Source organism: Arenibacter algicola (assembly GCF_018860365.1).
Classification (GTDB): Bacteria; Bacteroidota; Bacteroidia; order Flavobacteriales; family Flavobacteriaceae; genus Arenibacter; species Arenibacter algicola_B.
In genome coordinates, this window is record NZ_JAHKPO010000014.1 from 366179 (window position 1) to 391984 (window position 25806).

At 39.4% G+C, this 25806-nt stretch carries 23 protein-coding genes; 17 read left to right on the top strand and 6 right to left on the bottom strand.

The genetic code is table 11. The features are described from left to right. Positions 1–55: 55 nt before the first annotated feature. The 5 genes from KO529_RS12875 to folE all read right to left on the bottom strand — a co-directional run bounded on the left by KO529_RS12875 (position 56) and on the right by folE (position 3839). On the bottom strand, positions 56–931 hold the full coding sequence (locus KO529_RS12875; RefSeq protein WP_215948281.1) for a sterol desaturase family protein: 876 nt from the start codon (positions 929–931) through the stop codon (positions 56–58). A 33-nt stretch (positions 932–964) separates the two neighbouring features. Beyond that, complete coding sequence (locus KO529_RS12880; protein WP_215948282.1) at positions 965–1447, bottom strand: monoheme cytochrome C; 483 nt, start codon at positions 1445–1447, stop codon at positions 965–967. Next, positions 1448–2668, bottom strand: coding sequence for a sulfite oxidase (locus tag KO529_RS12885; protein WP_215948283.1), 1221 nt, complete (start codon positions 2666–2668; stop codon positions 1448–1450). A gap of 194 nt (positions 2669–2862) precedes the next feature. Next, entirely contained in the window at positions 2863–3099 is a 237-nt protein-coding gene (locus KO529_RS12890; protein WP_247095546.1) for a hypothetical protein, read from the bottom strand. 140 nt (positions 3100–3239) lie between these two features. Further along, positions 3240–3839, bottom strand: a complete 600-nt coding sequence (folE, locus tag KO529_RS12895; RefSeq protein WP_215948285.1) for a GTP cyclohydrolase I FolE — start codon at positions 3837–3839, stop codon at positions 3240–3242. 208 nt (positions 3840–4047) lie between these two features. Here folE and KO529_RS12900 point away from each other — a divergent pair, with 208 nt between their 5' ends. From KO529_RS12900 to KO529_RS12910, 3 genes are read left to right on the top strand one after another with little or no spacing between them, the layout of a single operon-like run. Next, complete coding sequence (locus KO529_RS12900; RefSeq protein ID WP_215948575.1) at positions 4048–4710, top strand: ABC transporter ATP-binding protein; 663 nt, start codon at positions 4048–4050, stop codon at positions 4708–4710. Continuing rightward, positions 4707–5270: a CPBP family intramembrane glutamic endopeptidase gene (locus tag KO529_RS12905; RefSeq protein WP_215948286.1), complete on the top strand. Its 564-nt coding sequence runs from the start codon at positions 4707–4709 to the stop codon at positions 5268–5270. The genes KO529_RS12900 and KO529_RS12905 overlap by 4 nt, the downstream gene beginning before the upstream one ends. After that, the gene (locus tag KO529_RS12910) at positions 5267–6031 is read left to right on the top strand and encodes a TIGR02757 family protein (RefSeq protein WP_215948287.1); all 765 of its coding nucleotides are present in this window, start codon (positions 5267–5269) and stop codon (positions 6029–6031) included. Before KO529_RS12905 ends, KO529_RS12910 begins: the two co-directional genes overlap by 4 nt. A 68-nt stretch (positions 6032–6099) precedes the next feature. Here KO529_RS12910 and KO529_RS12915 read toward each other — a convergent pair whose 3' ends face one another. Beyond that, complete coding sequence (locus KO529_RS12915) at positions 6100–7911, bottom strand: glycoside hydrolase family 15 protein (RefSeq protein WP_215948288.1); 1812 nt, start codon at positions 7909–7911, stop codon at positions 6100–6102. Positions 7912–8014: 103 nt separating this feature from the next. Here KO529_RS12915 and KO529_RS12920 point away from each other — a divergent pair, with 103 nt between their 5' ends. The 14 genes from KO529_RS12920 (at position 8015) to KO529_RS12985 (ending at position 25627) form a co-directional block, all read left to right on the top strand. Continuing rightward, positions 8015–10222 (top strand): bifunctional alpha,alpha-trehalose-phosphate synthase (UDP-forming)/trehalose-phosphatase, encoded by a 2208-nt coding sequence (locus tag KO529_RS12920; RefSeq protein WP_215948289.1) that lies wholly within the window; start codon positions 8015–8017, stop codon positions 10220–10222. 67 nt (positions 10223–10289) lie between these two features. Next, complete coding sequence (locus KO529_RS12925) at positions 10290–11486, top strand: MFS transporter (protein ID WP_215948290.1); 1197 nt, start codon at positions 10290–10292, stop codon at positions 11484–11486. Between the two features lie 55 nt (positions 11487–11541). After that, positions 11542–12873 (top strand): M28 family metallopeptidase, encoded by a 1332-nt coding sequence (locus KO529_RS12930; protein ID WP_215948291.1) that lies wholly within the window; start codon positions 11542–11544, stop codon positions 12871–12873. A 25-nt stretch (positions 12874–12898) separates the two neighbouring features. After that, the gene (locus KO529_RS12935) at positions 12899–13687 is read left to right on the top strand and encodes a dienelactone hydrolase family protein (RefSeq protein ID WP_215948292.1); all 789 of its coding nucleotides are present in this window, start codon (positions 12899–12901) and stop codon (positions 13685–13687) included. Further along, complete coding sequence (locus tag KO529_RS12940) at positions 13684–15306, top strand: M1 family metallopeptidase (protein ID WP_215948293.1); 1623 nt, start codon at positions 13684–13686, stop codon at positions 15304–15306. Before KO529_RS12935 ends, KO529_RS12940 begins: the two co-directional genes overlap by 4 nt. A gap of 3 nt (positions 15307–15309) precedes the next feature. Continuing rightward, complete coding sequence (locus tag KO529_RS12945; protein WP_215948294.1) at positions 15310–15882, top strand: YdeI/OmpD-associated family protein; 573 nt, start codon at positions 15310–15312, stop codon at positions 15880–15882. Positions 15883–15924: 42 nt separating this feature from the next. Then, on the top strand, positions 15925–16659 hold the full coding sequence (locus KO529_RS12950) for an NYN domain-containing protein (protein WP_215948295.1): 735 nt from the start codon (positions 15925–15927) through the stop codon (positions 16657–16659). A gap of 120 nt (positions 16660–16779) precedes the next feature. Continuing rightward, a complete protein-coding gene (locus KO529_RS12955; protein ID WP_215948296.1) occupies positions 16780–18156 on the top strand; it encodes an amidohydrolase family protein in 1377 nt (458 codons plus the stop codon). A gap of 233 nt (positions 18157–18389) precedes the next feature. Continuing rightward, positions 18390–19073, top strand: a complete 684-nt coding sequence (locus KO529_RS12960) for a DUF2490 domain-containing protein (RefSeq protein WP_215948297.1) — start codon at positions 18390–18392, stop codon at positions 19071–19073. Between the two features lie 4 nt (positions 19074–19077). Further along, a complete protein-coding gene (locus KO529_RS12965) occupies positions 19078–20295 on the top strand; it encodes a bifunctional alpha/beta hydrolase/OsmC family protein (protein ID WP_215948298.1) in 1218 nt (405 codons plus the stop codon). Positions 20296–20417: 122 nt separating this feature from the next. Further along, positions 20418–21059 (top strand): YceI family protein, encoded by a 642-nt coding sequence (locus tag KO529_RS12970; protein ID WP_215948299.1) that lies wholly within the window; start codon positions 20418–20420, stop codon positions 21057–21059. A 220-nt stretch (positions 21060–21279) separates the two neighbouring features. After that, the gene (locus KO529_RS12975; RefSeq protein ID WP_215948300.1) at positions 21280–21867 is read left to right on the top strand and encodes a superoxide dismutase family protein; all 588 of its coding nucleotides are present in this window, start codon (positions 21280–21282) and stop codon (positions 21865–21867) included. Positions 21868–22100: 233 nt separating this feature from the next. Beyond that, positions 22101–23381: a TolB family protein gene (locus tag KO529_RS12980; protein ID WP_215948301.1), complete on the top strand. Its 1281-nt coding sequence runs from the start codon at positions 22101–22103 to the stop codon at positions 23379–23381. 254 nt (positions 23382–23635) lie between these two features. Then, a complete protein-coding gene (locus KO529_RS12985; RefSeq protein WP_215948302.1) occupies positions 23636–25627 on the top strand; it encodes a PorP/SprF family type IX secretion system membrane protein in 1992 nt (663 codons plus the stop codon). Positions 25628–25806: the final 179 nt, after the last annotated feature.

Sequence of the window (25806 nt, forward strand, 5' to 3'; positions counted from 1 at the left end):
AACGGAATCTTCATTCCAAATTGTGCGCAACAATTATTGTCATTATAAAAAATACCTACGGCTTAGACTTTTTTAGGCCGTAGGTTATTTGTTTCCAAAATGAATTTGGAATTTTTTCATCCCCTTTAAAGCCCAATTCAATGGTGCCACTATCTTCGGGGATATAATCGGTTTTAAAAATGTAATCCCAAAGACTGAGGCTAATTCCAAAATTCACCCCATATTTTCCATCTGGCAAATCATGGGCATGATGGTATAAATGCATTACAGGGTTGTTTAAAATATATTTTAAAGGACCCCAGGTTATTTTAATATTGGCGTGGTTGAAATGCCCAATGGCAATGGCAAAGAAATGGACAATGTAGGCCTGTTCAGGTTCAAAACCGCCCAAAATCATTACTCCAAAGGTCTTTAAGGGCTTATAGAATACATTTTCCATCCAATGATAGCGCAAGTGGGCTGCAAAGCCCATCTCTTTAACACTGTGGTGTATTTGATGGAATTTCCATAAAAATGGATATTTGTGGAGCAAAATATGGGTAAACCACTGTACAAAATCCAAAATAAGGAAAAAGATCAATAATTGAAGCCAATTGGGAAAGTGGGACATATCTATAAGGGCAAGGCTACTTTGCCTTATTCCCAAATCGTTGAAAAGAAGGCCCAATAATTTGTAAAACCCACTTATGGCAATGGCGAAAAGGAAAAAATTGAAGAACATATAAAAGCCGTCCAACCAAAAATCCTTTCTAAAAATAGATTGTTCCTTACGCCAAGGAAATAAAATTTCCAGCATCCACACCACTAGGGAAATAATGATCAGCCCCCAAAAATAATTGGTATACCAGGGAACTTCAAATATTATGGATTTCCATGTCCAGTTTGCAGTTCCTACAATCGCATTGATGAAACCTTCAAAATATTTTTCCACGATCTTTTTCCTTTACGTTATACCCATGATCCATTACTCTTCCAATGGGTACCATTCTATATTAGTCAGCGCTTCCCTCCTTCCCTTACTTTTCGGCGGATAATTGGTGACCAAATAATTCACAATAACCTTTTCATTCTCCCCTAGATCCCATAGGTTCTGTGTTTTTTGCATCCAGCGAATGGTCTCTATCCATCGCTCTTCGTTCATCCTATTTTGTATGACCAATTGGGCGGAATGACAATTGGTGCAGTTGTTGACCACCGTCATTAAACCTTCCCCATCCTTAAACCCTGTTCTTAGGTGGATGCCATTTTCTATTTTATCCCAATCATCATTATCAGGCGTTACATTAACGACTTCTGAATTTGGAGTATCCTTTTTGGATGAAAATGCGGACGGGTCCATCATATAGGTAACCCCCAAGACGCCTATCAGTAGTACCATAACAAAGGCAACCACTAAAATGCTATAGAAGGACTTGACCTGTTTTCTAAAATTATTCTGTTTGCTCATTTAACTTACTTTTACCGCAATTCTATGGCATGCGTTATTAAGGTATCCCTTTGGGTTCCATCCGGGCAACAACATGGGTTGACTTACTCCGTTGGAATCTGTAGCCCGCGCCCAAACCTCATAATACCCTGTCTTTGGAAAATCTATACTCGCTTTGAAATGCTGCCAAGCCAATCGGTTTGCAGGTTTTTCCAAAATACAATTGGACCAAGTGGCCCCAAAATCAATGGAATAGGATACTTTGGAAATTTCCAATTCCCCAGCCCAAGCATGGCCTCTAATATTCAGTTTTTTTCCCTTGGGAATCACCGCTCCTGATTTGGGATAGGTAATCAAGGATTTTACTGGCATGGATTCTATGATGCACATATCCTCCTCTTTAACATCTTCTCCAGGAGCAACTGGATGACAGGGCACCTTATAGGAGGTTCCCGTCATTTTTTCCCCATCATGGACAATGTTTCGCACGCTGATCCTATTTACCCATTTTCCTGAAGTAGAGGCTGGCCAGCCCCCACATACCAAACGCAATGGGTATCCATGTACTAGGGGAATATCCTCTCCGTTCATTTTAAAGGCCAACAGGGTTTCCTCCATCATGGCCTTGGAAATGGGAACCCCCCTTGAGATAGGTTCTTTGTTGGGATCTCGACTTAGGTGTAGGTCTGCAGCGTGATAGCCTATATACACGGCATCATCCTTGACCCCTACCTCTTTAAGTACATCCTTAAGGCGAACCCCTGTCCAGGTGGCACAACCTACGGCCCCTACTGTCCATTGGTTTCCCTTTGCAGGCGGATCGAATTCGCTCCGTCCATTGCCGCCACATTCTATTGTAAGTTGGTAGGTATGATGTGTAAATTTTGATTTTAATTCTTCCAAGGTGAAAGTTTTCTTTTCTTTTACCGATTCACCATCAAAAGTAATAGTCCATTCATTGACATTGATATTTTCTGGAACCAGTCCATTGTTTCGGATAAACATATATTTATTGGGAGTAATCCTATCGTCTAACAAATGGGCTACCGCCTCCATATTCCACGGTTTGCTGTTTAAGACTACCATTGCCTTATCCTTGTTGAACATTTGAAATGGGTCCGGATCCTGAAGCCCCAATGGGGTGTAGTTTTCTGGGATTTTAGCAGCAAATACAATTTCCAAACCCAGTATTCCTGCCAAAGACCCTAAGCTGGTCTTTTTGACAAAATTTCTTCTTTTCATTTACTTAATATTATAATACAAGATAAATCTAAGAAAGATATCGGAAAACTTGAGTAACATTGGTCACTTAATATATTTATACGGGACATTATTCACTAAGTGAGATTTGAATGCTCCAACGTTTGCCAGCTTTAGCGGAAGGGGCTGGCTTGTCCTAAGGTAATTGAATGTACTTTAATAACTTCAAAATGAAATTACTCGGCCGATATAATTTTTTTGTTTTTAGAAGATTTAAAAATATAAGTATAAAACCACATGATCGTAAATGTTGGAACAATGTCCAAGCCGGGCAGCATTTCTTCAATAAAGGTTATTACCCCTGCAGCCCGTCCTATTTTGCCCTTGTATAATCTGGTCATTAGCCAGCCGGCAACGGGAGCCCAGATCACGTCTGAAAATTCCCCGATCCCTGGAATAACGAAAGAAAGCATTCCTATCCCGTCAAAAAGCAATCCCAAAAATAGGTTTCTTAATTTATGGTCTTTCAATGTAGATGTATTTACCAATTAATTTACAGCAGCCTTAAATCAAATAAGATGCCAAAATTTTGAACTTTTGATAGTACAAAGTCCTAAGATAACTTTGAACTTATCAATTTTAAAAATTCGTTCCGAGTTTCTATTTTTTCAAACTGACCTCTAAAGCCTGATGTAGTGGTTACGGAATTTTGTTTTTGCACTCCTCTCATCATCATACACATATGGGAAGCCTCTATAACAACAGCCACACCTTGTGGTTTTAAAGTGTTGTTAATACATTCCAGGATATCATTGGTGAGTCTCTCCTGCACTTGTAAACGTCTTGCAAAAACATCCACCACCCTAGGAATTTTGCTTAGGCCAACGATATGGCCATTGGGGATATAGGCTATGTGGGCTTTGCCAAAAAAGGGCAGCATATGGTGTTCGCACAAAGAATACACTTCAATATCCTTAATGATTACCATTTCATCGTAAGACTCCTTGAACATGGCTCCTTTCAGAATTTCTACAGCATCCTGCTTGTACCCTTGGGTTAAAAAAAGCATGGCCTTCGCTGCTCTCTCCGGAGTTTTTATAAGTCCGTCCCTGTTGAGGTCCTCCCCTATTTCCTTAATGATAGATGAGTATCTGGATTTTACCTCGTCGGTAATTTCCAGGTTGTATTCTTCCAAATTTCTATATTGTGTCATAAAAGCCTTGTCCTAAAATTTATTCTTTTGTCGCCATCACAATATAATCATTACCGTATTATAATAAAAAGAATATTCTATCAGAATTTTTCCTAAACGGTCGTGTTTTTTCTACCTAACGTTAAATTTGATAAGAAAGGGCCATGTGGGTAATAACTATTTTGTATTCTTCTTGTTAATGTTTACTTTCAACCCATAATTAAGAATGATGATCAAGGCTACCAATATCAATAAGTTTTACGGCAATCTCCAGGTGCTCAAAGGAGTTGATTTGCATATTAAAAAGGGAGAAGTGGTATCTATTGTTGGCCCTTCTGGAGCTGGTAAAACTACTCTCTTGCAAATACTGGGTACTTTGGATACCCTAAGCAATAAGAATGACAGTACCTTGCTGATTAATGACGAGGATGTAACTAAATTATCGGATAAGGCTATGGCCAAATTTCGAAATAGCCACATTGGTTTCATTTTTCAATTTCATCAGTTGTTGCCAGAGTTTACAGCCTTGGAAAATGTCTGTATCCCTGCATTTATTAAGGGAACGAAAAAGGAAAAGGCAGAATTAAGGGCAGCAGAACTTCTGGAGTTTCTGGGACTTTCACATAGGTTGCAACACAAACCCAATGAACTTTCTGGCGGCGAGCAACAGCGGGTAGCCGTAGCAAGGGCCTTGGTGAACAGCCCTGCCGTTATTTTTGCGGACGAGCCCAGCGGTAATTTGGATTCTGAAAGTGCGGATAATCTTCATAAATTGTTCTTCGATCTTCGGGATGCCTTTGGGCAAACTTTTGTCATTGTAACCCATAATGAGGAACTTGCCAATATGGCCGATAGAAAGCTAACCATGGTGGATGGTTCCATTTCGCAATGAAAATGCTTGCCAAGGTCTGGGAATTTACAAAAGCTCCTGTTTATAAACGCTTGGACCATGTCCCAAATCCCTTAAAAATAAAGATTGTATTAGCCCTTCTACAATGGGGTATTATAATGGGTGTGACTGTTGGCATTTTTAATCAATGGTTGATAGGTCTTCTAAAAATTGATCTAGGAGAACATGCCATTGACAAATTTCTAGAGAATTACTCCATAGTTCCGCTTTTCTTTATGGCAGTGATTTTTGCTCCAGCGGTCGAGGAGATTTTGTTCAGAGGCCCGTTGATTTGTTTTAAGAATAAGAAATATTTCAAATTTATTCTTTATGCTTCTGTTTTATTATTTGCGGCCGTGCATATGACCAATTTTGAAATGTCTAGGGAAGTATATTATATTGCACCACTATTAGTGGCGCCACAATTAATCTTAGGTGTATTTTTGGGGTACATTCGTGTTAAACTGGGACTAGGATGGTCTATTTGTTTGCACGCCATGTATAATGGCGTACTCATCACTCCCATACTTCTTTATAATTTTTTAAATTTCCCTTTGCCATGACGCAGGAAGAACTGAAAGAATTTTTGGATGCTAAGGTAGAACAATACAATCGCCCAGATTTTTTATCTACAGACCCTTTGGGGATTCCACATAGATTCACAAAAAAAGAAGATATTGAGATCAGTGGATTTTTAACCGCTACGATTGCTTGGGGCAATAGAAAAAGTATCATCAACAATTCGGAGCGAATGATGGAACTGTTGGATAATTCCCCGTTCGACTTTGTAATGAACCATCAAGAAAAGGATCTGGAAAACCTTCAAGGGTTTGTGCATAGGACTTTTAATGGGGAGGACCTAAGGTATTTTATACGCAGTTTAAACAATATTTATATGCAACATGGTGGATTGGAGAATGTATTCGCCTTGAAAGGGGATACAACATCCCTGCAAATGTCCATTTCCCAATTCAAGACCATTTTTTTTGAGCTGGACCATCAGCCAAGAACCACAAAACATGTTTCCGACCCTCAAAAAGGGTCTGCGGCAAAACGAATCAATATGTTCTTGCGCTGGATGGTAAGAAATAATAACAGCGGCGTGGATTTTGGTATCTGGGATAAAATTTCACCTTCGCAGTTGTCATGCCCACTAGATGTTCATTCGGGCAATGTGGCCCGTAAACTGGGCCTGATCCAACGCAAACAGAACGACGGCAAGGCCCTGGCGGAATTAGATGTTAATCTAAGAAAATTGGATCCACAGGATCCGGTAAAATATGATTTTGCCTTATTTGGTCTGGGTGTTTTTGAGAAATTTTAGTTCCGATCAATTATAATTATTTCCCTTCCATCAATGGATTTCCTTTTGTAATTATTATGCCAACTACATCACTTGTCGTGGTCTTGAAGGGATTCCAAGATTTCCATTTCACTGTGTTTTTTGGAGAAGTTCATAGCACATTCTATCAATGCCAAGTGTGAATAGGCTTGCGGGAAATTCCCCAGTAACCTTTTGGTCTTAAAATCTATATCCTCACTGAACAAGCCCAAATGGTTGCTATAGCTTAACAATTGGTCAAAATGTTTCATAGCTTTCTCTTCGTGACCTATCTTAAATAGGCTATTGATGAACCAAAAGGTACAAATGGTAAAGGAAGAGGAGGGCAGTCCAAAGTCATCTTCATTTTTATACCTATATAGTAATCCGTCATTGCAAAGTTCTTTTTCAATGGCCAGTACCGTGCTTACATATTTTGGGTCTTTGGGGTCGATAAAGCCGTAGGATTCCATTAATAAGACCGAGGCATCCAAATGCGGCGACCCATAGGATTGTGTAAATGCCTGTTTTTCTTCATTCCAAGCATGTTGGTGGATATCTTCCCTGATCTGTTTTTCCAGAGTACGCCATTTATCCATTTTACGATGCTTACCAAAAAGTTCGGCCACTTTAATAGCCCTGTCAACGGCTGTCCAACAAAGAATTTTTGAAAACGTAAAATGCCTATCCTCTGTACGGAATTCCCAAATTCCCTTATCGGCCTCTTGCCAATGCTTATTTACGATCCACACTATACCCTTGGTAATTCCCCAAAGCTCTTCCCCATTTTCTATTTCCGTGTCAAATTTTTCCAATTGGGTATATATGACGTCCATTAGGATGCCATAAATATCATTTTGTCGCTGCTTGTAAGCGGCATTTCCTATTCTTACAGGTTTGGAACCCTTGTAACCTTGTAAGTGGTCCAAAGTCTCTTCGGTCAACTTTTTTTCTTTGTTGATGCCGTACATAATCTGCAATTTCTCATCCTTATCAGGAATAAGGTCTATTATAAATTGTAAATACCGTTTGGCTATATTCTTATGTCCCAACTGGCCAACAACCTTGATAACCATGGAGGCATCCCGGATCCAGCAAAAGCGATAGTCCCAATTTCTAACCTCCCCTATGGTTTCGGGAAGCGAGGTTGTTGCAGCAGCAAGAACTGCCCCCGACTTATCGTAACTCAGCATTTTTAGAGTTAGGGCGCTTCTTTTTATTTCGGCATCGTATTTCTTATAAGTGGGTGTCTTACTGGACCAGTTTAGCCAATACACCTTGGTACGCTCCAGTTCCAAATACACCCTTTCCAGGGTTGGTACAAAAATCTTTTCATTGTAGCCTAAGAGAAAATAACCATCGCTTTCCAATACTATTTCCTGTTGAGCCAGGACACTTTCCTTATCAAAGGAAGTGTAAAGAAAAAAGGTATCGAACTTTACTTCATGGGTTAAACTAGCTATAAAATCTTCTTTGACATAGGTATTTGTTTTCCCCATGGCATATTCCAACTTAGGATTGTACAACACCTTGAACACCGGTTTGCCGGAAAGGTGCTTTACATATCGTATAATTTCTGGTGGTGCATTGTAGTCACCACTATGCTTGTAATAACGGGGCATAAAATCCTGTATCTCAAAACTATTTTGACCATCAGAAAATTTAGTGACCAAGATTGCGGTAAGGGGGATATATTTCTGTTCTATGGTGTAAGTATCATCCACTAGGATTTCAAAACTACCTCCTATTTGTTCATCAAGAATTTTTGCAAATATGGATGAAGAATCAAATTCTGGTAAACAACACCAATCCAATGAACCCTTCTTAGAAATCAAAGCTGCACTTCTACAATTTCCTATTATTCCGTAGTCTAAATTATCCATATATCATTTTATTCTTTAAATAAACCTAAATAGTAGGTTTTACACATCATTTTACCGAAATTTAAGGAAATTTAATGCTATAAACTCTTAAAAAAAGCAAATTATGGACAAAACTATCATAATCTCAAATAGACTACCCGTACAATTACAAATTGACAATGGAAGCATCACTGCAATACCAAGTGTAGGTGGATTGGCAACGGGTATGAAATCTGTTCATACGGGAGGAGATAGTTTATGGATCGGTTGGAGTGGATTAACGGATGAAGAGATTCCGGACGGACTTGCTCCTGAAATTGACAAGGCATTGGCAAAACACGGATCGTCCAAAGTAAATCTAACTTCGGAGGAAGTAGATGGCTTTTATTATGGATTTAGCAACCGTACCATATGGCCTCTTTTTCATTATTTTTTGGAGTATTCAGAGTTTGAGCTGGAAAGCTGGGACACCTATAAATCCGTTAATCAAAAATTTGCAGATGCCATTCTTAAAGAAGCTGGGGAAAACGATACCATTTGGGTACATGACTATCAATTAATGCTGGTACCACAAATGGTTAGGGAAAAACGCCCAAATATTTCTATTGGTTTCTTTTTGCATATTCCCTTTCCGTCCTACGAGATCTTTAGAACCTTACCTTGGCGTAAGGAAGTTCTTATGGGGTTGTTGGGATCGGATTTGATCGGTTTCCATACCTATGATTACGAAAGGCATTTTTTAAGTTCTGTACGTAGGTTATTGGGGCTTGAGGTTAGTTTTAATGATATTTATTTAGAGGATAGGGTCATTAAAGTAGATTCTTTTCCAATGGGAATCGACTACAAGAAATTTAGCGATGCCGCAAAAAAACATGATGAAAACAAAACCGGTGAACGATCCGAATTACAGCGCAGGCTGGATATGCACAAGGAATCGGACCCAGATGCCAAATTCTTTTTATCTATAGACAGATTGGATTATTCCAAGGGGATTGCAAAGCGACTTAATGCTTTTGAGTATTTTTTGAACAAATACCCACAGTACAAAGAAAAGGTTAGACTTATTATACTAGCGGTGCCATCAAGGTCAAATGTGCCACAATATCAATTATTAAAAAAAGAAATAGACGAATTGGTTGGGAGGATCAATGGCGAATTCTCTACGGTAAGTTGGACACCCATTTGGTACTTCTACCGCTCCATGCCGTTCGAGAACCTAATAGATCTATATACCTCCAGCGACATTGCCTGGCTGACCCCTATCCGGGACGGGATGAACCTTGTGGCCAAAGAATATATTGCAACAAGAACGGATAAAACCGGTGTTCTTATCCTTAGTGAAATGGCTGGTTCCGCAAATGAAATGAATGAAGCCCTACTCATAAATCCCAATAATTTTGAAGAAATTGCCGATACACTATACGAGGCTATAAATATGCCGGTAGAAGAGCAGCAGGCAAGAAATGCCATTTTGCAAAAAAGATTGGAAAGGTATAACGTTGAAAAATGGGCCAATGATTTTATGACCTCCTTGAAAAATCAAAAACTAATAGACCATTCCTATAAGTCGCGCAGGCTGTCCAATGACATTTTAAAGGTTATAATGAAGGATTATGGGAAATCTAAAAAAAGATTGATGTTCTTGGACTATGACGGTACTTTGGCAGGGTTTCATGGCGATCCCCAAAAAGCGAATCCAGATGAAGCATTATATGGTTTGCTAGATCGCTTGTCCGCATTGGAGAACACGGATGTCTATTTAATTAGCGGTCGTGACAAGGACACCTTTACCAAATGGTTTTTGCCAAAGAAGTACAATATGATTGTGGAACATGGGGTGTGGATTTCCGAAAATGGGGAAGCTTTTAGAATGCTGGAGAATGTAAAAAAAGACTGGATGGAAAAAATTCACCCAGTACTGGAATCCTTTGTGGATAGGACCCCGGGTAGTTTTATTGAAGAAAAAAACTATTCCTTGGCATGGCATTACCGAAAGACCGATCCAGATTTTGGGCAAAAACGGGCCACCGAACTCAATACGGTACTTACAAGTCTAATAGCCAACGATGATCTGAGTATTCTTAACGGAAATAAGGTCATAGAAATTAAGAGCAGCAATGTAAACAAAGGTAGGGCGGCTATGCGTGTGTTTTCACAAAAGGAATATGATTTTGTATTTGCCATAGGCGATGATTGGACCGATGAGTTTATGTTTCAGGAATTACCGGAAAGTGCCATTACGGTAAAGGTGGGTCGACAAAAAACCCAGGCCAGCTATTATTTGGACAGTATTAAAAATGTCCGTGGATTATTGGAGCATTTTATCGAATAGAATAAGGAAAATCTTTCGTAATCCATAGTGGGTTATTACAAGCATTTTCCATCATATTTGTTCTTGCATGTCCATTGTGAAACCCAGTACTAAATTGAAGACGGGGTGGTATATACTGCCTATCATTATTATTTCGCAGTTTGCGTGCACCTCCTTGTGGTTTGCAGGGAACGCCGTTTTGGATGACCTAATCTTAAAAACAGGATTGGGAACCGAAATCATTGGTTATGTACTGTCTTCGGTCCAAATAGGTTTTATTTTGGGAACCTTGGTGTTTGCCATTTTAATGATTGTGGATCGCTACTCCCCTTCCAAAGTCTTTATGTTCAGCGCCTTCTTGGCGGCCTCATGTAATATGTTGCTTCTGCTTCAGGACATCTCCAATGCTACACTTTTTATTGCCAGATTGGGTACCGGCTTTTTTCTTGCGGGCATTTACCCTGTAGGGATGAAGATTGCAGCCGATTACTATGAAAAAGGCCTGGGCAAGGCCTTGGGATATTTGGTGGGTGCGTTGGTGTTGGGTACGGCATTTCCACATTTACTGCAGGGTTTGAAATTGAGTGAAGATTACACCATTGTAATAAAAATAACCTCCTTATTGGCTATACTGGGTGGGGTATTCATTTACTTTCTGGTCCCCAATGGTCCTTATAGAAAACCAAGTAAGGTATTGCAGCTAAGAGCGGGAATAGCACTTTTTAAGATTCCTGCCTTTAAGAAAGCAGCCATAGGCTACTTCGGGCATATGTGGGAGCTATATGCCTTCTGGGCCTTCATTCCTTTTGCCATTAAAACATACAATTCCATTCATAATAACCATCTTCCATTTTCCTTATGGACATTTTTTATTATTGGTCTGGGCGGTATTTCATGTGCTATTGGCGGCTATTTTGCACTTAGGTGGGGCAGTAAGAAAGTAGCTGTGATTTCATTGCTGCTGTCAGGGTTTCTTTGTATGACCTCCCCATTGTTTTTTCTCTTGCCCGCTTCTCTGTTCCTGTTGGCATTTTGCCTATGGGGAATGTTTGTAGTTTCAGATTCGCCCCAATTCTCCACCTTGGTTGCGTCTGCAGTCCCTTTAGAGTTAAAAGGTACTGCCCTTACCTTGGTAAACTGCATTGGTTTTTCCATCAGTATAATCAGCATACAATTGCTAACTTTCTGGTTGGAAGTTGTAGATTCGAGCTATATTTTTACAGTTCTGACGATTGGTCCTGTCCTTGGATTATGGGCTATGCGAAAAGGAGGACTTAACAAATAATTAAGAAGCTAATTTTACGGATAAACGTAAATTACCAAGTTAAAAACCAAGACGAATGCACAAATTTGCTATTGCTTGTATATTCCTATTTTCTTTATGCCTAATGGGGCAAACAGACCAGCGTATCTATGATATAATCAACAAAGTTTCGGCCGAAAGAATTAAAAATGATGTCACTACTTTGGTGAACTTTGGTACACGTCATACTCTGAGTGATACTATTTCCAGTAGCAGGGGAATAGGTGCAGCAAGACGCTGGATAAAAAGTGAGTTCGAAAGAATTTCCAACAACTGCAATAATTGTCTTGAAGTGACCTATCAAAGGGACCTGGTTAAAAAGGAAGAAAGCAATCGGATACCTAAGGATGTCTGGGTAGTTAATGTTATGGCAATTCAAAGGGGTACTACATATCCGGATCGCTATATAATTATGAGCGGGGATATTGATTCGCGCGTTAGCGACGCCAATAATTACACCTCAGATTCTCCTGGCGCCAATGATAATGCCAGTGGTATGGCGGGGACTATAGAGGCTGCAAGGGTCCTATCCAATTATAAATTTGAGAACAGTATCATATACCTAGGACTTTCAGGAGAGGAACAAGGTCTTTTTGGAGGCCAGGGCCTGGTAAAAAGCGCCAAGGAAAAGGGATGGGATATTATTGGAATATTCAATAATGATATGATAGGCAATATTAAGGGGGGAGATGGAATTATTAGCAATACCGATTTTAGGATTTTTTCTGAACCTGTGCCCCCGACCGAGACGGAAAGGGAAAGGAATATGCGCAGGTTTTATGGAGGGGAAGTGGACGGTATTTCCAGACAATTGGCCAGATACGTATATAAGAAGGTGAAAACTTATATGCCGGAAATGAACCCAATGATGATCTATAGATTGGATAGGTTTGGACGTGGTGGACACCACCGCCCTTTTAATGATGCTGGCTATGCCGGAATAAGGATAATGGAGGCACATGAAAATTACACCCAACAGCATCAGGATATTCGGGTTGAAAATGGAATTGCCTATGGTGATGTTTTGGAGCATGTAAATTTTGATTACGCCAAAAAACTAACTTCAGTGAACGCCATTAATCTGGCTTCCTTGGCTTGGGCACCCCCGTCCCCAAAAGAGGTGAGTATTGGAGGTATTGTAGAACCCTCGGCAAAGTTTAAATGGAGCAAGGTTCCCGGAGCAACCGGATATAAAATCAATTGGAGGGATACCACCTCCCCTACTTGGGACCATAGCAGGTTTGTAGGTGACGTTTCTGAATTTACTTTGGAAGGCGTAGTGCTCGACAATTTTTTCTTTGGGGTGTCTGCTGTTGGGAAGGGCGGTTTTGAAAGTGTAGTGGTGTTTCCAAATGCAATTATAAGGTAAGATAGGAAGGTTAGAAATAAATTTTATGAAATTAAATTTGCAATTACTTGTCCTAACTTTGGGTTTTACCTGGATTTTATCAGCCCAAGGATCACAGCAACTTTCCGAAAGCCCCGTAAATCAGGAATGGGTAGATTTCGAAAGGGATAACGGTAGCCTATTAAAGGCTTTGGTCGTATATCCTGAAAGCGGTGCAGCTACCAAAGCAGTGATTATAATTCACGAAAATTTGGGATTGAATGATTGGATTATGACTTTTTCAAAGAAGGTAGCAGGACAGGGATTTTTGGTAATAGCCCCAGATCTGATATCTAATAGCATTGAGGGCGTTGAAAAAACGACCGATTTTGAAAATGCAGATAAAGTCAGGGAAGCCATTTATGCCCTTGATCAGGTGCAAATAACAAAAGATTTGAACCTGGTCTATAATTACGTAAAAAATGACCCATCCGTCAATGGTAAAATTTCCGTTGTTGGATTCGGTTGGGGTGGATCCCAGAGTTTTGAATATGCGGCACTTAACCCGGATCTGGAAAGTGTGATGGTTTATTATGGTACAGCCCCAAAGGATTTAACGACCTTAAAAAATATTAAATCGCCAGTCTATGGTTTTTATGGTGCTGCCGATAATAGGGTAAATGGAACGATTCCGGACACCGAAAAAACAATGAAAGATTATGGCAACCCTTATTCTTTTGACATATATGAAGATGCAGGGCATGCTTTTATGAGTAGGGGTGCCGAAGAAGCTTATGGACCTAATACTATGGCTTACGAAAAGTCATGGAAGAAATTAATAACTCTTTTAAAATGAAAAAAATTACTACAACATTGTTGTTGGCTATTGGACTTTCCTCCTATGCCCAACAGCATAATTTCACAGAACAGGATTCCCTAAGGGGCAGTATTACCCCGGAGCGCTCTTGGTGGGACCTTAATTTTTATAATTTGAGTGTTGAAGTGAAACCTGAGGAAAAATTTATTTCGGGTAGTAATATAATTCGTTATACGGTTTTGGAGGAACAGCAGCGGCTTCAAGTAGACCTTCAACCGCCCTTAATTATTGAAAAAATCACCCAGGAAGGAGAAAATTTAAAATGGGAATCAAATGGGAATGCCCATTTTGTCACCCTTAAGAAGCCACAACTTAAAGGGGAGGTAAATGAAATAAAAATATATTACTCCGGCCATCCAAAAGAGGCGGTCCGTGCCCCATGGGACGGAGGTTTTTCGTGGAAAAAAGATAACAATGGAAAACATTTTGTAGCTACTTCCTGTCAAGGTTTGGGCGCCAGCGTCTGGTGGCCAAATAAGGACCATATGTACGATGAGGTAGATAGCATGGCCATAAACATTACAACTCCAAAAGATTTGATGGATGTTTCCAATGGAAGGCTTCTAAAAGTGGTGGAAAATAAGGATAGTAATACCTATCATTGGTATGTGTCCAATCCTATCAACAATTATGGGGTAAACATCAATATGGGCGATTATGTTCATTTTGGTGAAACCTACAATGGGGAAAAGGGAAAATTGGCTATGGATTATTATGTGCTTCGGGATAACGAGGAAAAGGCCAGGGAACAGTTTAAACAGGCTCCAATGATGATGGAAGCCTTGGAGCATTGGTTTGGCCCCTACCCTTTTTATGAAGACGGCTATAAACTGGTAGAAGTGCCATACCCTGGGATGGAGCATCAAAGTTCGGTTACATACGGAAATCAGTTCAAGAATGGATATTTGGGCAAGGATGTTTCAAAAACAGGTTGGGGACTAAAATTCGATTTTATCCTTATCCATGAATCGGGTCATGAGTGGTTTGCCAATAATATTACCTATAAGGATATAGCCGACATGTGGGTCCATGAGGGTTTTACCGCCTATTCGGAAAATTTGTATGTGGATTACCACTTTGGCAAAGAAGCTGCATCGGAATATGTTATAGGTACCAGGGGGAATATTCAAAACGACAAACCTATCATTGGGGTCTATGACGTTAATCAAAAAGGTTCTGGAGATATGTACTCCAAGGGTGCCAATATGCTGCATACCATAAGGCAATTGGTGGATGATGATGAAAAATGGCGGACCGTTTTACGTGGTCTCAATACAGAGTTCTATCATAAGACTGTTACTACAAAACAGATAGAAGAATATATCAGTAGCACTTCGGGAATAGACCTTACCCAATTTTTTGACCAATATCTGCGTACTGTTAAAATACCCATGCTGGAATACCAGGTAAAAGGCAAACAACTGTTATTTAGATATACCAACATAGTAGATGGTTTTGACATGCCGCTAAAAATCAATGTAAATAGTACCGAAGAGTGGTTTTACCCCACCTCCGATTGGAAGTCAAAATCTTTTAAAAAGGATATCATTTCGGTGAATGTGGATAAGAACTTTTATGTGGACCAAAAGAAAATGTAATTCTTGAAAGCAATTGAAAAATTTTATTTTAAATCGGACGTCGAATGGCGCGCTTGGTTAGAGGCCAATCACAGCAGTTGCACTGGTGTACATCTTATTTTCTATAAAGTAGCACACGAAAAGGATAGTATGCGCTGGGAGGATGCGGTAAAGGTTGCTCTGTGTTTTGGATGGATAGACAGTACGGTTAAAAGTCTTGGGGATGGTAAACGACAGCAATATTTTTGTCCTAGAAAGCCAAAAAGTGTTTGGAGTAAATTAAATAAAAACTATATTAAAGAACTCAAATCTAGGGGGGAAATGCACCCCAGCGGACTGGAGAAAATTAAGGAAGCAAAAATAGATGGTTCCTGGAATGCTTTGGACGATGTTGAAAATGGTGTTGTCCCTGAGGATCTGCAACTTGCATTCGATGCGGAGCCGGGGGCCTACGCTAACTATCAAGGGTTTGCCCCCAGTTATAGAAAGAGCTATCTTTATTGGCTCAAGCAAGCCAAACGGGAAGTCACAAGACAGAAGCGGATAAGTGAAATAATATCGCTTTGCAAAGAAAATAAAAAGTCGCGCGACCAATAAATGGTTAGCTTCGTAAAAATCTAAATCCAATAATTTATTAAAATGGACATAAATCTAGCAGTACTAATAGACGGTGACAATATTCCCTCTGCCTATGTAAAGGAAATGATGGAGGAAATTGCTAAATATGGCAACCCTACCATAAAAAGAATATATGGCGACTGGACCAATCCCAAATTGTCCAAATGGAAGAATTTGTTGTTGGAAAATGCCATAACCCCAATTCAACAATATGCTTATACCACTGGTAAAAATGCTACAGACTCTGCTATGATCATTGATGCCATGGATATACTTTATTCCAATAAGGTCAGTGGTTTTTGTATTGTTTCCAGTGATAGCGATTTTACGCGTTTGGCCACAAGGTTAAGGGAGGCCGGTATGAATGTAATTGGCATTGGGGAAAAGAAAACCCCCAATCCTTTTATTGTGGCTTGTGATAAGTTTATCTATATCGAAATTCTTAAAAATCAATCAGAGGAAAGCTCCTCTGAAACTTCGGATAGTAAGCGGGATAAGAAAGATAATGTGGATAAGATTACCCAAAAGGAAATTAAGCTTATAGCCTCCACTATATCAGATCTTGCCGATGAGGATGGATGGGCTTTCTTGGGAGATGTAGGTAGCCTCCTTCAGAAGAAGCAGCCAAATTTTGATTCACGTAACTATGGTTTTCAAAAATTGACACCATTGATAAAGTCCATTAAAAACTTTGAAATAGACCAACGTGAAAATGTCAAGGGACGTTTTAAATTAATATATGTTAGAAACAGGTAGACCCCTTATTTTTTAGGCTAGCTTGAATATATAATTCAGGACAAAACATGTTGTCCATATTGGTTAATTCCCCCTGCCACCAATAACGGCATTGCGTATTAACTTTAAACCTATATCAACATGAAAATAATTAGTTTACTCATTTGTATTGTAACGTTTCTTTCCTGTTCCCCAAAAAAGAAAAGTATTGGCACAACGGCCATATTGATAACGGATGTCAATATTGTTGATGTCAGTAACGGGAATATCCTAAAAAATAGGCAGGTAGTAATCGACTCTGGGAAAATTAAAAAAATAGTTGAGTCTGTCGAGAACGCTGAGGAATATCCTAATAAAATTGAAGCTAAGGACAAATACCTTATTCCCGGACTGGCAGAAATGCACGCGCACATTCCCCAGCCTCCTACCAGCGATACCCGTATTGAGGAAACTTTATATCTATACCTATCCAATGGTGTCACCACCATTAGGGGAATGTTGGGTCATCCTACCCATCTGGTATTAAGGGAAAAGGCGTTAAAAGGGGAAGTTTTGAGTCCGAGAATTTTTACTTCAAGCCCTTCATTTAATGGCAATTCCGTTACCAACAAGGAAGAGGCTGTCCAGAAAGTTACCGCTTATAAGAATGAGGGCTACGATTTTCTTAAAATACACCCGGGGATGCAGTTGGAGGTTTTTGATCAAATGGTGGAAACCGCCAATGAACTTAATATTCCCTTTGCTGGCCATGTGCCTGTAATGGTTGGCATACGTCACGCACTGGAAAGTAAATATGCTTCCATAGACCATGTTGATGGCTATTTGGAGGGACTTGTGCCGGAATCTGAAGGCGTTGACCCTTCTGCCAATGGGTTTTTTGGCTACTCCTTTACCCCTATGGCCGATACTTCCAAAATTGATGAATTGGTGGCCCTGTCCAAAAAGAACCAGGTATGGGTTGTACCCACACAGAGTTTATTTGAGAGGTGGTTTGCCCCGGTAAGCTCCGATGAATTGTTGGAGCAACCGGAAATGAAATATATGCCTGTTTCCACTTTGGACGATTGGAAGAGAAGAAAGGATGAATCCACTAAACCTGAAACCGGTTTTAACGAAGAGCAATGGAATAAATTTACGGCCATAAGAAGGCAGTTGATCCGAAAACTACAGGAGAATGGGCATGGAATGTTATTAGGTTCGGATGCACCACAATTGTTCAACGTGCCTGGCTTTTCCATTCATCATGAGGTGGAAGGGATGATAGCCGCAGGACTCACTCCTTTGGAGATTTTGCAATCCGGAACCATTAACCCGGCTAAATTCTTTGGGATGGAGGATAGCTTTGGAAGCATAAAGGAAGGTCTGGATGCCGACTTGGTATTATTAAATTCCAATCCCTTAATGGATATTTCGATGCTCAAAGATATTTCCGGTGTTATGGTACGGGGAAAATGGTTGTCCAAGGAATCTATAGATGAAAAGTTGAAGGAAATTGCCATTAATGCCAAAAACAATTAATATCTGTTATTCCGATAAAAAAACCTTACTTGGATTTTGAAAATTCATTCAGGATTTTGGATGTTTGTTTGGGGTCCGTAATCATGATGAAATAGAATGTTTTTGACCGGATATCCCGAAATAAATAGGGATTTCTGTAGAAACTGTATTTTTGGGACTTGGGTGCTATCGACTCCCTAAAATTAAACTTAAAAAATAGAAACAAACACAAAAAAAAGAAACGCGATAACATTATGAAGAAAATTTTAGGCTTACTTATCCTTATCTCAACCCTTACAATGAAAGCACAGGAAAATGGTGAAAATAAGTTGGGATCGTGGCACATGTATTTTGGTACTAACAAGATTAGCAATAAATTAAGTATCCACACGGAAGCACAGCTCCGCTATTACGAACAGGCCGAAAATTTTAACCAATTGCTTTTGAGAACGGGTTTAAACTATCATATTGATGCCAATGCATGGGCCACTTTTGGATATGGCTATATTGTTACGGACGGCAGTTTTGAGGAATTCCCGGATGAAACTAATTCTATTGAGCACCGCATTTTTGAACGATTTTTCCTGAAAAATAAGGTGTGGGAATTTAACTTTGAACACAGATATACCCTGGAACAACGTTTTTTGGATTTTGGGGATCGTAACGATGTGCAACATAGGATGCGGTATCGTTTGCAGATGACACTTCCTTTGACAAATACGTTTTTCCTTAATTTCTACGATGAGATCTTTATCAATCTTCAGGATGATATTTTTGGTCAAAACCGCCTTTACGCTGCTCTTGGAATTAATGTGACCAATAATTTGAGCGTACAAATGGGCTACCTAAAAAATCATTTTTCAGGGGCAGATTATGACCGATTACAGATAGGTGTTACCTATAATCCCGACTTAAGGGGTGTACTGAAGAAAAAATAATATTATGAACCATCAAAAAGTAAGTTTTAAAAATGTGGACGGAGAAACTTTGGTAGGGCGTTTGTCCCTTCCTGCCAACCAACATCCGCATAATTTTGTACTATTTGCCCATTGTTTTACCTGTAATAAAAACTTTACCGCCATTAGGAATATTAGCAGGGCCCTTACCGCTGAAGGCTTTGGGGTTTTACGATTCGATTTTACTGGTCTTGGTGAAAGTGAGGGTGAATTTTCAGATTCCAATTTTTCTGGAAATGTGGAAGATTTATTGGAAGCGGCCAAATATTTGGAAACGCATTATACTGCCCCAACATTGATCATTGGCCATTCCTTGGGTGGAGCTGCGGCCATTCTTGCCGCGCAAAAAATATCATCCATAAGGGCCGTTGCAACTATTGGTGCACCGTCCAATCCTTTACATGTAAAGCACATTTTTAAAAATGATATCGAAACCATTAAGGATCATGGAACTGCCGAAGTAAATATTGGAGGAAGAAGCTTTACCATAAAGAAACAGTTTTTGGAGGATTTAAAATCACAATCCTATCAGGAAACTTTAAAGAATAATAGAAAATCTATTTTGATTCTTCACTCTCCCCAGGACAAAGTTGTTGAAATAAAAAATGCAGAGGAGATTTACATTGCCCTTCGCCATCCGAAAAGCTTTGTTTCTTTGGATGGGGCAGACCATTTGCTAAGTAACCCCAAGGACGCTACCTATACCGGGGAGATTATTGGAAAATGGTCCAAAAGGTATTTGGAGATGCCCGGTGCCATAGCCTTGGAAACGGAAAAAGAAGTGGTGGCCAGTTTGGATAGTGCTGATGGATTTACTACTCAAATGAAAGTTGGGAGTCATTATATCACCGCAGATGAGCCTATTTCATATGGTGGCAATAATTTTGGTCCCTCTCCCTACGAATTGGTATCTGCCGGTCTATCGGCCTGTACGGTGATGACCATACAGATGTATGCAAAAAGAAAGAAATGGCCTTTAGAGAATGTGGAAGTGCACACCTCTTATCAAAAATTACATGTAGCGGATTGTGAGAACTGTGATTCAAGTGAGGCAAAAATAGATACTTTCCAGAGAGCCATTAAGCTTACGGGCAGCCTGGACAATAAACAAATTGCCAGGATAATGGAGATCGCAGATAAATGCCCGGTCCACAGGACCTTGAAAAGCGAGATAAAAATCGCTACTACATTATTGGATGATTAATTTGCCAATGCACTATCCCAAAATAACGGGTCTTTAATAAAATATGATTAATTCATTTTAAAGAATTGTTCGACAATATTTTTTATGCTTAACTTTATAGCTAATATTTCAAATAAAAAATCATGAAAAAAATCGCTTTTGCATGCTTAAGTTTACTTTTAATTACTGGGATAAGCTGTAAGGATGCCAAAAAAGGGCAAGATGGTGGGACCATAGAATTGGAGGCCGCCTCTTCCGAAAAATTTAGCCTGGTCAAAGATTCAACCAAAGTAAGTTTTACGGCTTATAAGACCACTGAAAAATTGCCTGTTGGTGGCAAGTTTACCAAAATTAATATTACAAATACTACTGAAGGCAGTACGGCCATGGAAGCCCTGAACGGCACCACTTTTAGTATTCCCGTAAGCAGCTTATTTACCAATGATGCTACCGGAACCAGAGATCCAAAGATTTTGGAATTCTTTTTCGGTGTTATGGATAATACTGAACTTATTTCAGGGGTATTTAAAGTTTCAGGTGATGATAAATGTTCTATAGATGTTACCCTTAACGGAAAAACTGCCAATATTCCCCTGGAACATGAAGTGTCTGGCGATAACGGCCATTCCTTTAACGGTGTGATGAATTTGGAGAACTGGGACGCCTTGAATGCGGTTGCGTCCATAAATAAAGCCTGTGAGGCTTTACATACAGGTAAGGATGGCGTTAGTAAGACTTGGAGTGAAGTTGCAGTTCATGCCGATGTCCTTGTGCAAAAAAAATAATTCTTAAAGATTCAGGAATGAGCATATTCTAAGTTTCCTTCCCTTGGAATAATAGGCTTGAATAAAAATCCCCGTATTTGTTTTGTACAAATACGGGGATTTTTAGTTTATATCGACCAATTTTTGACTCAATTAAGTTATTAAATAACGTGTATCCTTTCTGGTCTTGACATCCTTTCTCAAAATTGCTAATTTTAAGAGAACCTAAAAAAAATGAAAGATGAATAACATTAAATTATTGTTCTTGGTATTACTTTTCCTTGGTTCCTACAGTTGTAAGGAGGCTAAGAAAGAAACCAAAGACGCTATGGAAAATGTTGAAGCAATGGCCGAGGAAATAAACAATGAGGTTGAGGTTAAGACCCTAAAGTTTCCCATGGAGCCAAAAAGTGATAGTAATGTTAAAGGTGAGGTAAGCTTTACTGAAGAAAACGGAACTGTAAGCATGAAAGCTAGCTTGTCCGGACTAACACCAGGGGAACACGCCATTCATATCCATGAAAAAGCAGACTGTTCTTCGGCCGACGGAAAATCTACCGGTGGACATTGGAATCCAACCTTTGCCTCTCATGGTAAATGGGGTTCTTCGGATGGCTACCACAGGGGAGATATTGGAAATTTTGTAGCAGACGAGCAAGGTAATGCAACCGTGGAGTTTTCTACTGACGAATGGTGTTTGGGATGCGCGGACGAAACCAAAAACCTATTGGGCAAAGCCGTGATAGTACACCAAGGTGTGGATGATTTTGTTACCCAGCCCACTGGCGACGCTGGAGGAAGGATAAGTTGCGCCGGTATTATTGAATAGTGATCAATATAGAAAAATTTATTAAGCTGCCTTTTTGGGCAGTTTTTTTTTCTTGAAAATTCCGGAAGGGATATGGTTGCAACACATTGGTACACGGCCACTGAGCCAACCTTCCAAGCCCTAATTGGATGATGGAATATTGAAATAAAATAAAAACCTATGAAATTTTACTAATAATTATTCCTACAAATTAATAGACCTTTGTCTAGTTTAACACCCCAATATCTAATAATATGAACCTATCCAATAGCACTAAAGGGATACTTGGCTGCATTATTACGTTATTCTTCTGTTCTTTGTCCGCCCAAGAATCCAAGGTTTCTACCTACAGCCAGTCCAATGGTAACGAAAACAGCAAAAGAGCTGACAAGTACCAACAACTTCTAAAACTGGGTTATAAGGAAAACGAAATATTCGAGGACCTTGGCAACGCCAACTTTTTGGTCGAAAATTATGAGGAAGCTATATTTTGGTATACCAAGTTAATAGATACAAATACCAATTCTACAGCAAAGGCAAGTTATTATGAACGATATCTTTTCGCACTAAAAAAAATTAGATCCACAGTTGTGGAAAGTACTTCCGAAGATAAGGATTGGCTGGCCCAAATTAAAGGGGACTATCAAATAAAACGCGCCCCTGTAGAAAATATCAATCATCCTGAAAAAGTGGGCAAATATAGGGATTTCAACTTTCAACAGCCCCAAGAACCAGTGGTGTCCGGGGAACTGACTTTGGAAGATCTGGGATTGGAAAATGAGTTGGTGTCTGATATTGAGGATAAGGAAAAGTTTAAATTTGCCTATAATGCGCCAATTGCAATCACCGAAGATGGCCGTACCGCCTATTTTAGTAAGGCCGTATATACAAAACCTTTGTATGGGGTCTTTTCAAAAAAAGAATTGGTTCACAGAATATTCAAGGCCAATAAGGTAAATGGCGAATGGCAGAACATAAAAGAAGTTGCATTGGCACCACAGCATTATTCGGCCATCCACCCTACCGTTTCTCCGGATGGAAGAAGATTGTTCTTTGCCTCCAATATGCCCGGTACTTTTGGGAAATATGATATCTACGTAGCAGACATTCAAAACGACGGATCTTTTAGTGTAGCTAAAAATTTAGGTCAAAAGGTAAACACGGACGATAACGATCTTTATCCAAAAATAATAGGAGGCTCCTCCCTGGTCTTTGCTTCGGAAGGAAGAAAAGGTTTTGGTGGACTGGATGTGTACATGGTTCAGGTTGATCAAAGGAAGGTGGGGACTTCCGTTAATCTTGGAACCGATATCAATAGTGTTGAAGATGACTTTTCAATTTTACTAACCGGTAATAACGGAATGGGGTACGTTATGTCCAATAGAGGTGAAAGCAAAAGTAATCCACAAAGGGTGGCATTCACCTACTCCAAAGAGAAAAGGGACAGGTTGTTGGAGAAAAGGCAATTCAATATTTTGGAAAGTATTGATGACAAGGCGCAAATTAATTACTCAAATACTGTTTTTGAAGAGTAAGGCTTTTATCAATTAGTAAGCATCGGATAAATTGTACAGGAGTAATACTGTGATAAATTAACAGTAGGAATTTACTTACATATTTGTAATTTGGTCCTCTATATTTTTTTGGACCATTTCAATTGAATTTTTCTAAAGCCCCGACCAGGTTTGCGGTCAACTTAAGATAAATGATCCAAGTTTAGCGAGAGACACGCACTATATGATTATAAGAAACTAATTATAATCGGATTAACATAAATTTTTCCCCTTGGATGAACTGCAGAGGTGCCATTTTTAAGAAGGTATTACTCCTAATATTATTTTGCATTGTACTCTGCAATGATGCCGTGCTTTGTCAAGAAGCCAATTCCGATTTCAATTCCTCTACCTCCTATCACAACCAATTGGTCTTCAATAGGTTTTTAATTCATCCTGCTTTTTCACTGGTAAGGGAAAACAAATCCTATGTTAATATTCTACACCAAAATCAGTATGCCACCTTTAACGACAATAATCAAAATTATTTTCTGGGATTTGGCAACAAATTAAACGATAATACCGCCATGGGAATTGGTATTTATACCAATCGGGCGGGTGTTATGCAGGAATTTGGAATAAACGCCAATTATGCCACTTCGGTACAATTAGGTCGGAATAGTAATTTAAGTTTCGGAACCAATATCACCTATCTCAATGCAGGAATAGATAAAAACAGGATTATAGCTTCAGAAAACGACCCGGAAATATTGGATGCCAGAAAAGAGACTAGATTGGCACTTCAGCCTGGGGCCGTACTCTCCATAGGTCAGTTCGATTTTGGCCTGTATGCCCAAGACCTCATTAGTTATAATCAAACGACCAATAGTGTTATCACGGATTTTAGCGACAAAACCCTAAAAGCTTCGCTCCAATATACACATGAGCTAGACGCCAGGAGAGGATTGTTTACCAATGGTAGGATTATGCCGTTGTTACAGGTCCATAGGGATGATCAGGAGAATTTTTCTATAGCGGGATCGGTATTGTTGGACTTACCGGATTATGGGTGGCTACAGTCTACCCTTGATGATAGGTACGGCCTGTCTGTAGGTCTGGGATTTAATCTTGGAAAAAAGATGACCCTTGGATATGTATTTGAAAAGAATTTTTTAAAATACGGTGCCAGCCTTGGTTGGAACCACGAACTATCCTTGGCATACACGTTTAAAAATGACTTTGGAGATACCAGGAGACCAATAGTAAATTCGACCTATAGAAAACCCACCTCAAGTAAAACTAAGAAGAGAAAATCGGACCCAGTAGTCAAGAACTATGAGAAAGAGATTAAGAAATTGAAAGCTGAAATACAGCGAAGGGATCAAAACATAAAATTAAGTGATTCTGAATATTCAGAAGTAATTGATGATTATACCGTTAACGCGGGCTCCAGGAACGATATGTTAAGGTTGGGTTCTGGCGATGATAATGGTAGCAATAGCAATTGCGAATGTCAGAGTGCATTGGCATACCAAAATCACTTGCTCTTAAAGGAGTTGCTTAAAAATCAATACGCCAAAAATGATGACTCCAAAGATCACATAATAAACCTTACTGTTAATACCGCCAATGCCGACAACGTGGACAAAAGTGAAGGGTGCCAAAATACTCTTGCCTATGAAAACCGGTTAATATTGGATGGACTTATACTAAGACAGGACTCGTTGGAATCTGCAAACAAGAGGGAAATAGATAAGAGGTTCGATATGTTGGTACGAATACTAAAAGACGAAATAAAGCAGAATATGAAAACCGACCTTCAGAAATTAAATAGTGAACAATACGAAACTGCTGTTACCGATATACAAGAAAAAACCATATACCGAATTAATAATGCTGAGAATAAGGATTACTCCAAATTACCAATCGAGAATAAAGATTATGCCAAATTACCCATAAGGATGGAGCAGCAATCGGGCATAGCCGGGGTAAAGACAGGTTATTATTTGATTGCCAACGTTTATAAGAATAAAGAAAACGTGGATTCCTTTATAAGCGACCTAAAACACAAGGGTATAAGTGCCAAGCAATTTTTCAATAAGGAAAATGGCCTGTATTATGTGTATTTGGCAGATTACAATAAGAAAAACGAGGCGGAAATGGCTTATACCACGGATTTGGATGGTAAGTATCTAAATGAAAAATGGATTATGAAGGTCAATAACAACACGGCAACCGCCGAGAACTTATATGAAGATGGGGATGAGCTAATTGACCGTTTTGAATAGGTCAAAATCTAATTGGAAGGACTGTAGTGTATAGATAGTCTACACAAACAGAGGGTTTGCAAATTTTATCGAAAATTTTGTGGTGTACTATTGGTGTATTAATATACTCAGCTCCTACCCTTCAGATACATAGCCTAATTGATAAATTTTGAATCCCTTGGGCTTCCAATTTGAGTAAT

Coding starts and splice junctions, on each gene's coding strand:
- KO529_RS12880 (WP_215948282.1), bottom strand. CDS start 1,447: ATGAGCAAACAGAATAATTTTAGAAAACAGGTCAAGTCCTTCTATAGC.
- KO529_RS12885 (WP_215948283.1), bottom strand. CDS start 2,668: ATGAAAAGAAGAAATTTTGTCAAAAAGACCAGCTTAGGGTCTTTGGCA.
- KO529_RS12890 (WP_247095546.1), bottom strand. CDS start 3,099: ATGCTTTCTTTCGTTATTCCAGGGATCGGGGAATTTTCAGACGTGATC.
- folE (WP_215948285.1), bottom strand. CDS start 3,839: ATGACACAATATAGAAATTTGGAAGAATACAACCTGGAAATTACCGAC.
- KO529_RS12900 (WP_215948575.1), top strand. CDS start 4,048: ATGATCAAGGCTACCAATATCAATAAGTTTTACGGCAATCTCCAGGTG.
- KO529_RS12905 (WP_215948286.1), top strand. CDS start 4,707: ATGAAAATGCTTGCCAAGGTCTGGGAATTTACAAAAGCTCCTGTTTAT.
- KO529_RS12910 (WP_215948287.1), top strand. CDS start 5,267: ATGACGCAGGAAGAACTGAAAGAATTTTTGGATGCTAAGGTAGAACAA.
- KO529_RS12915 (WP_215948288.1), bottom strand. CDS start 7,911: ATGGATAATTTAGACTACGGAATAATAGGAAATTGTAGAAGTGCAGCT.
- KO529_RS12920 (WP_215948289.1), top strand. CDS start 8,015: ATGGACAAAACTATCATAATCTCAAATAGACTACCCGTACAATTACAA.
- KO529_RS12925 (WP_215948290.1), top strand. CDS start 10,290: ATGTCCATTGTGAAACCCAGTACTAAATTGAAGACGGGGTGGTATATA.
- KO529_RS12930 (WP_215948291.1), top strand. CDS start 11,542: ATGCACAAATTTGCTATTGCTTGTATATTCCTATTTTCTTTATGCCTA.
- KO529_RS12935 (WP_215948292.1), top strand. CDS start 12,899: ATGAAATTAAATTTGCAATTACTTGTCCTAACTTTGGGTTTTACCTGG.
- KO529_RS12940 (WP_215948293.1), top strand. CDS start 13,684: ATGAAAAAAATTACTACAACATTGTTGTTGGCTATTGGACTTTCCTCC.
- KO529_RS12950 (WP_215948295.1), top strand. CDS start 15,925: ATGGACATAAATCTAGCAGTACTAATAGACGGTGACAATATTCCCTCT.
- KO529_RS12955 (WP_215948296.1), top strand. CDS start 16,780: ATGAAAATAATTAGTTTACTCATTTGTATTGTAACGTTTCTTTCCTGT.
- KO529_RS12960 (WP_215948297.1), top strand. CDS start 18,390: ATGAAGAAAATTTTAGGCTTACTTATCCTTATCTCAACCCTTACAATG.
- KO529_RS12965 (WP_215948298.1), top strand. CDS start 19,078: ATGAACCATCAAAAAGTAAGTTTTAAAAATGTGGACGGAGAAACTTTG.
- KO529_RS12970 (WP_215948299.1), top strand. CDS start 20,418: ATGAAAAAAATCGCTTTTGCATGCTTAAGTTTACTTTTAATTACTGGG.
- KO529_RS12975 (WP_215948300.1), top strand. CDS start 21,280: ATGAATAACATTAAATTATTGTTCTTGGTATTACTTTTCCTTGGTTCC.
- KO529_RS12980 (WP_215948301.1), top strand. CDS start 22,101: ATGAACCTATCCAATAGCACTAAAGGGATACTTGGCTGCATTATTACG.
- KO529_RS12985 (WP_215948302.1), top strand. CDS start 23,636: ATGAACTGCAGAGGTGCCATTTTTAAGAAGGTATTACTCCTAATATTA.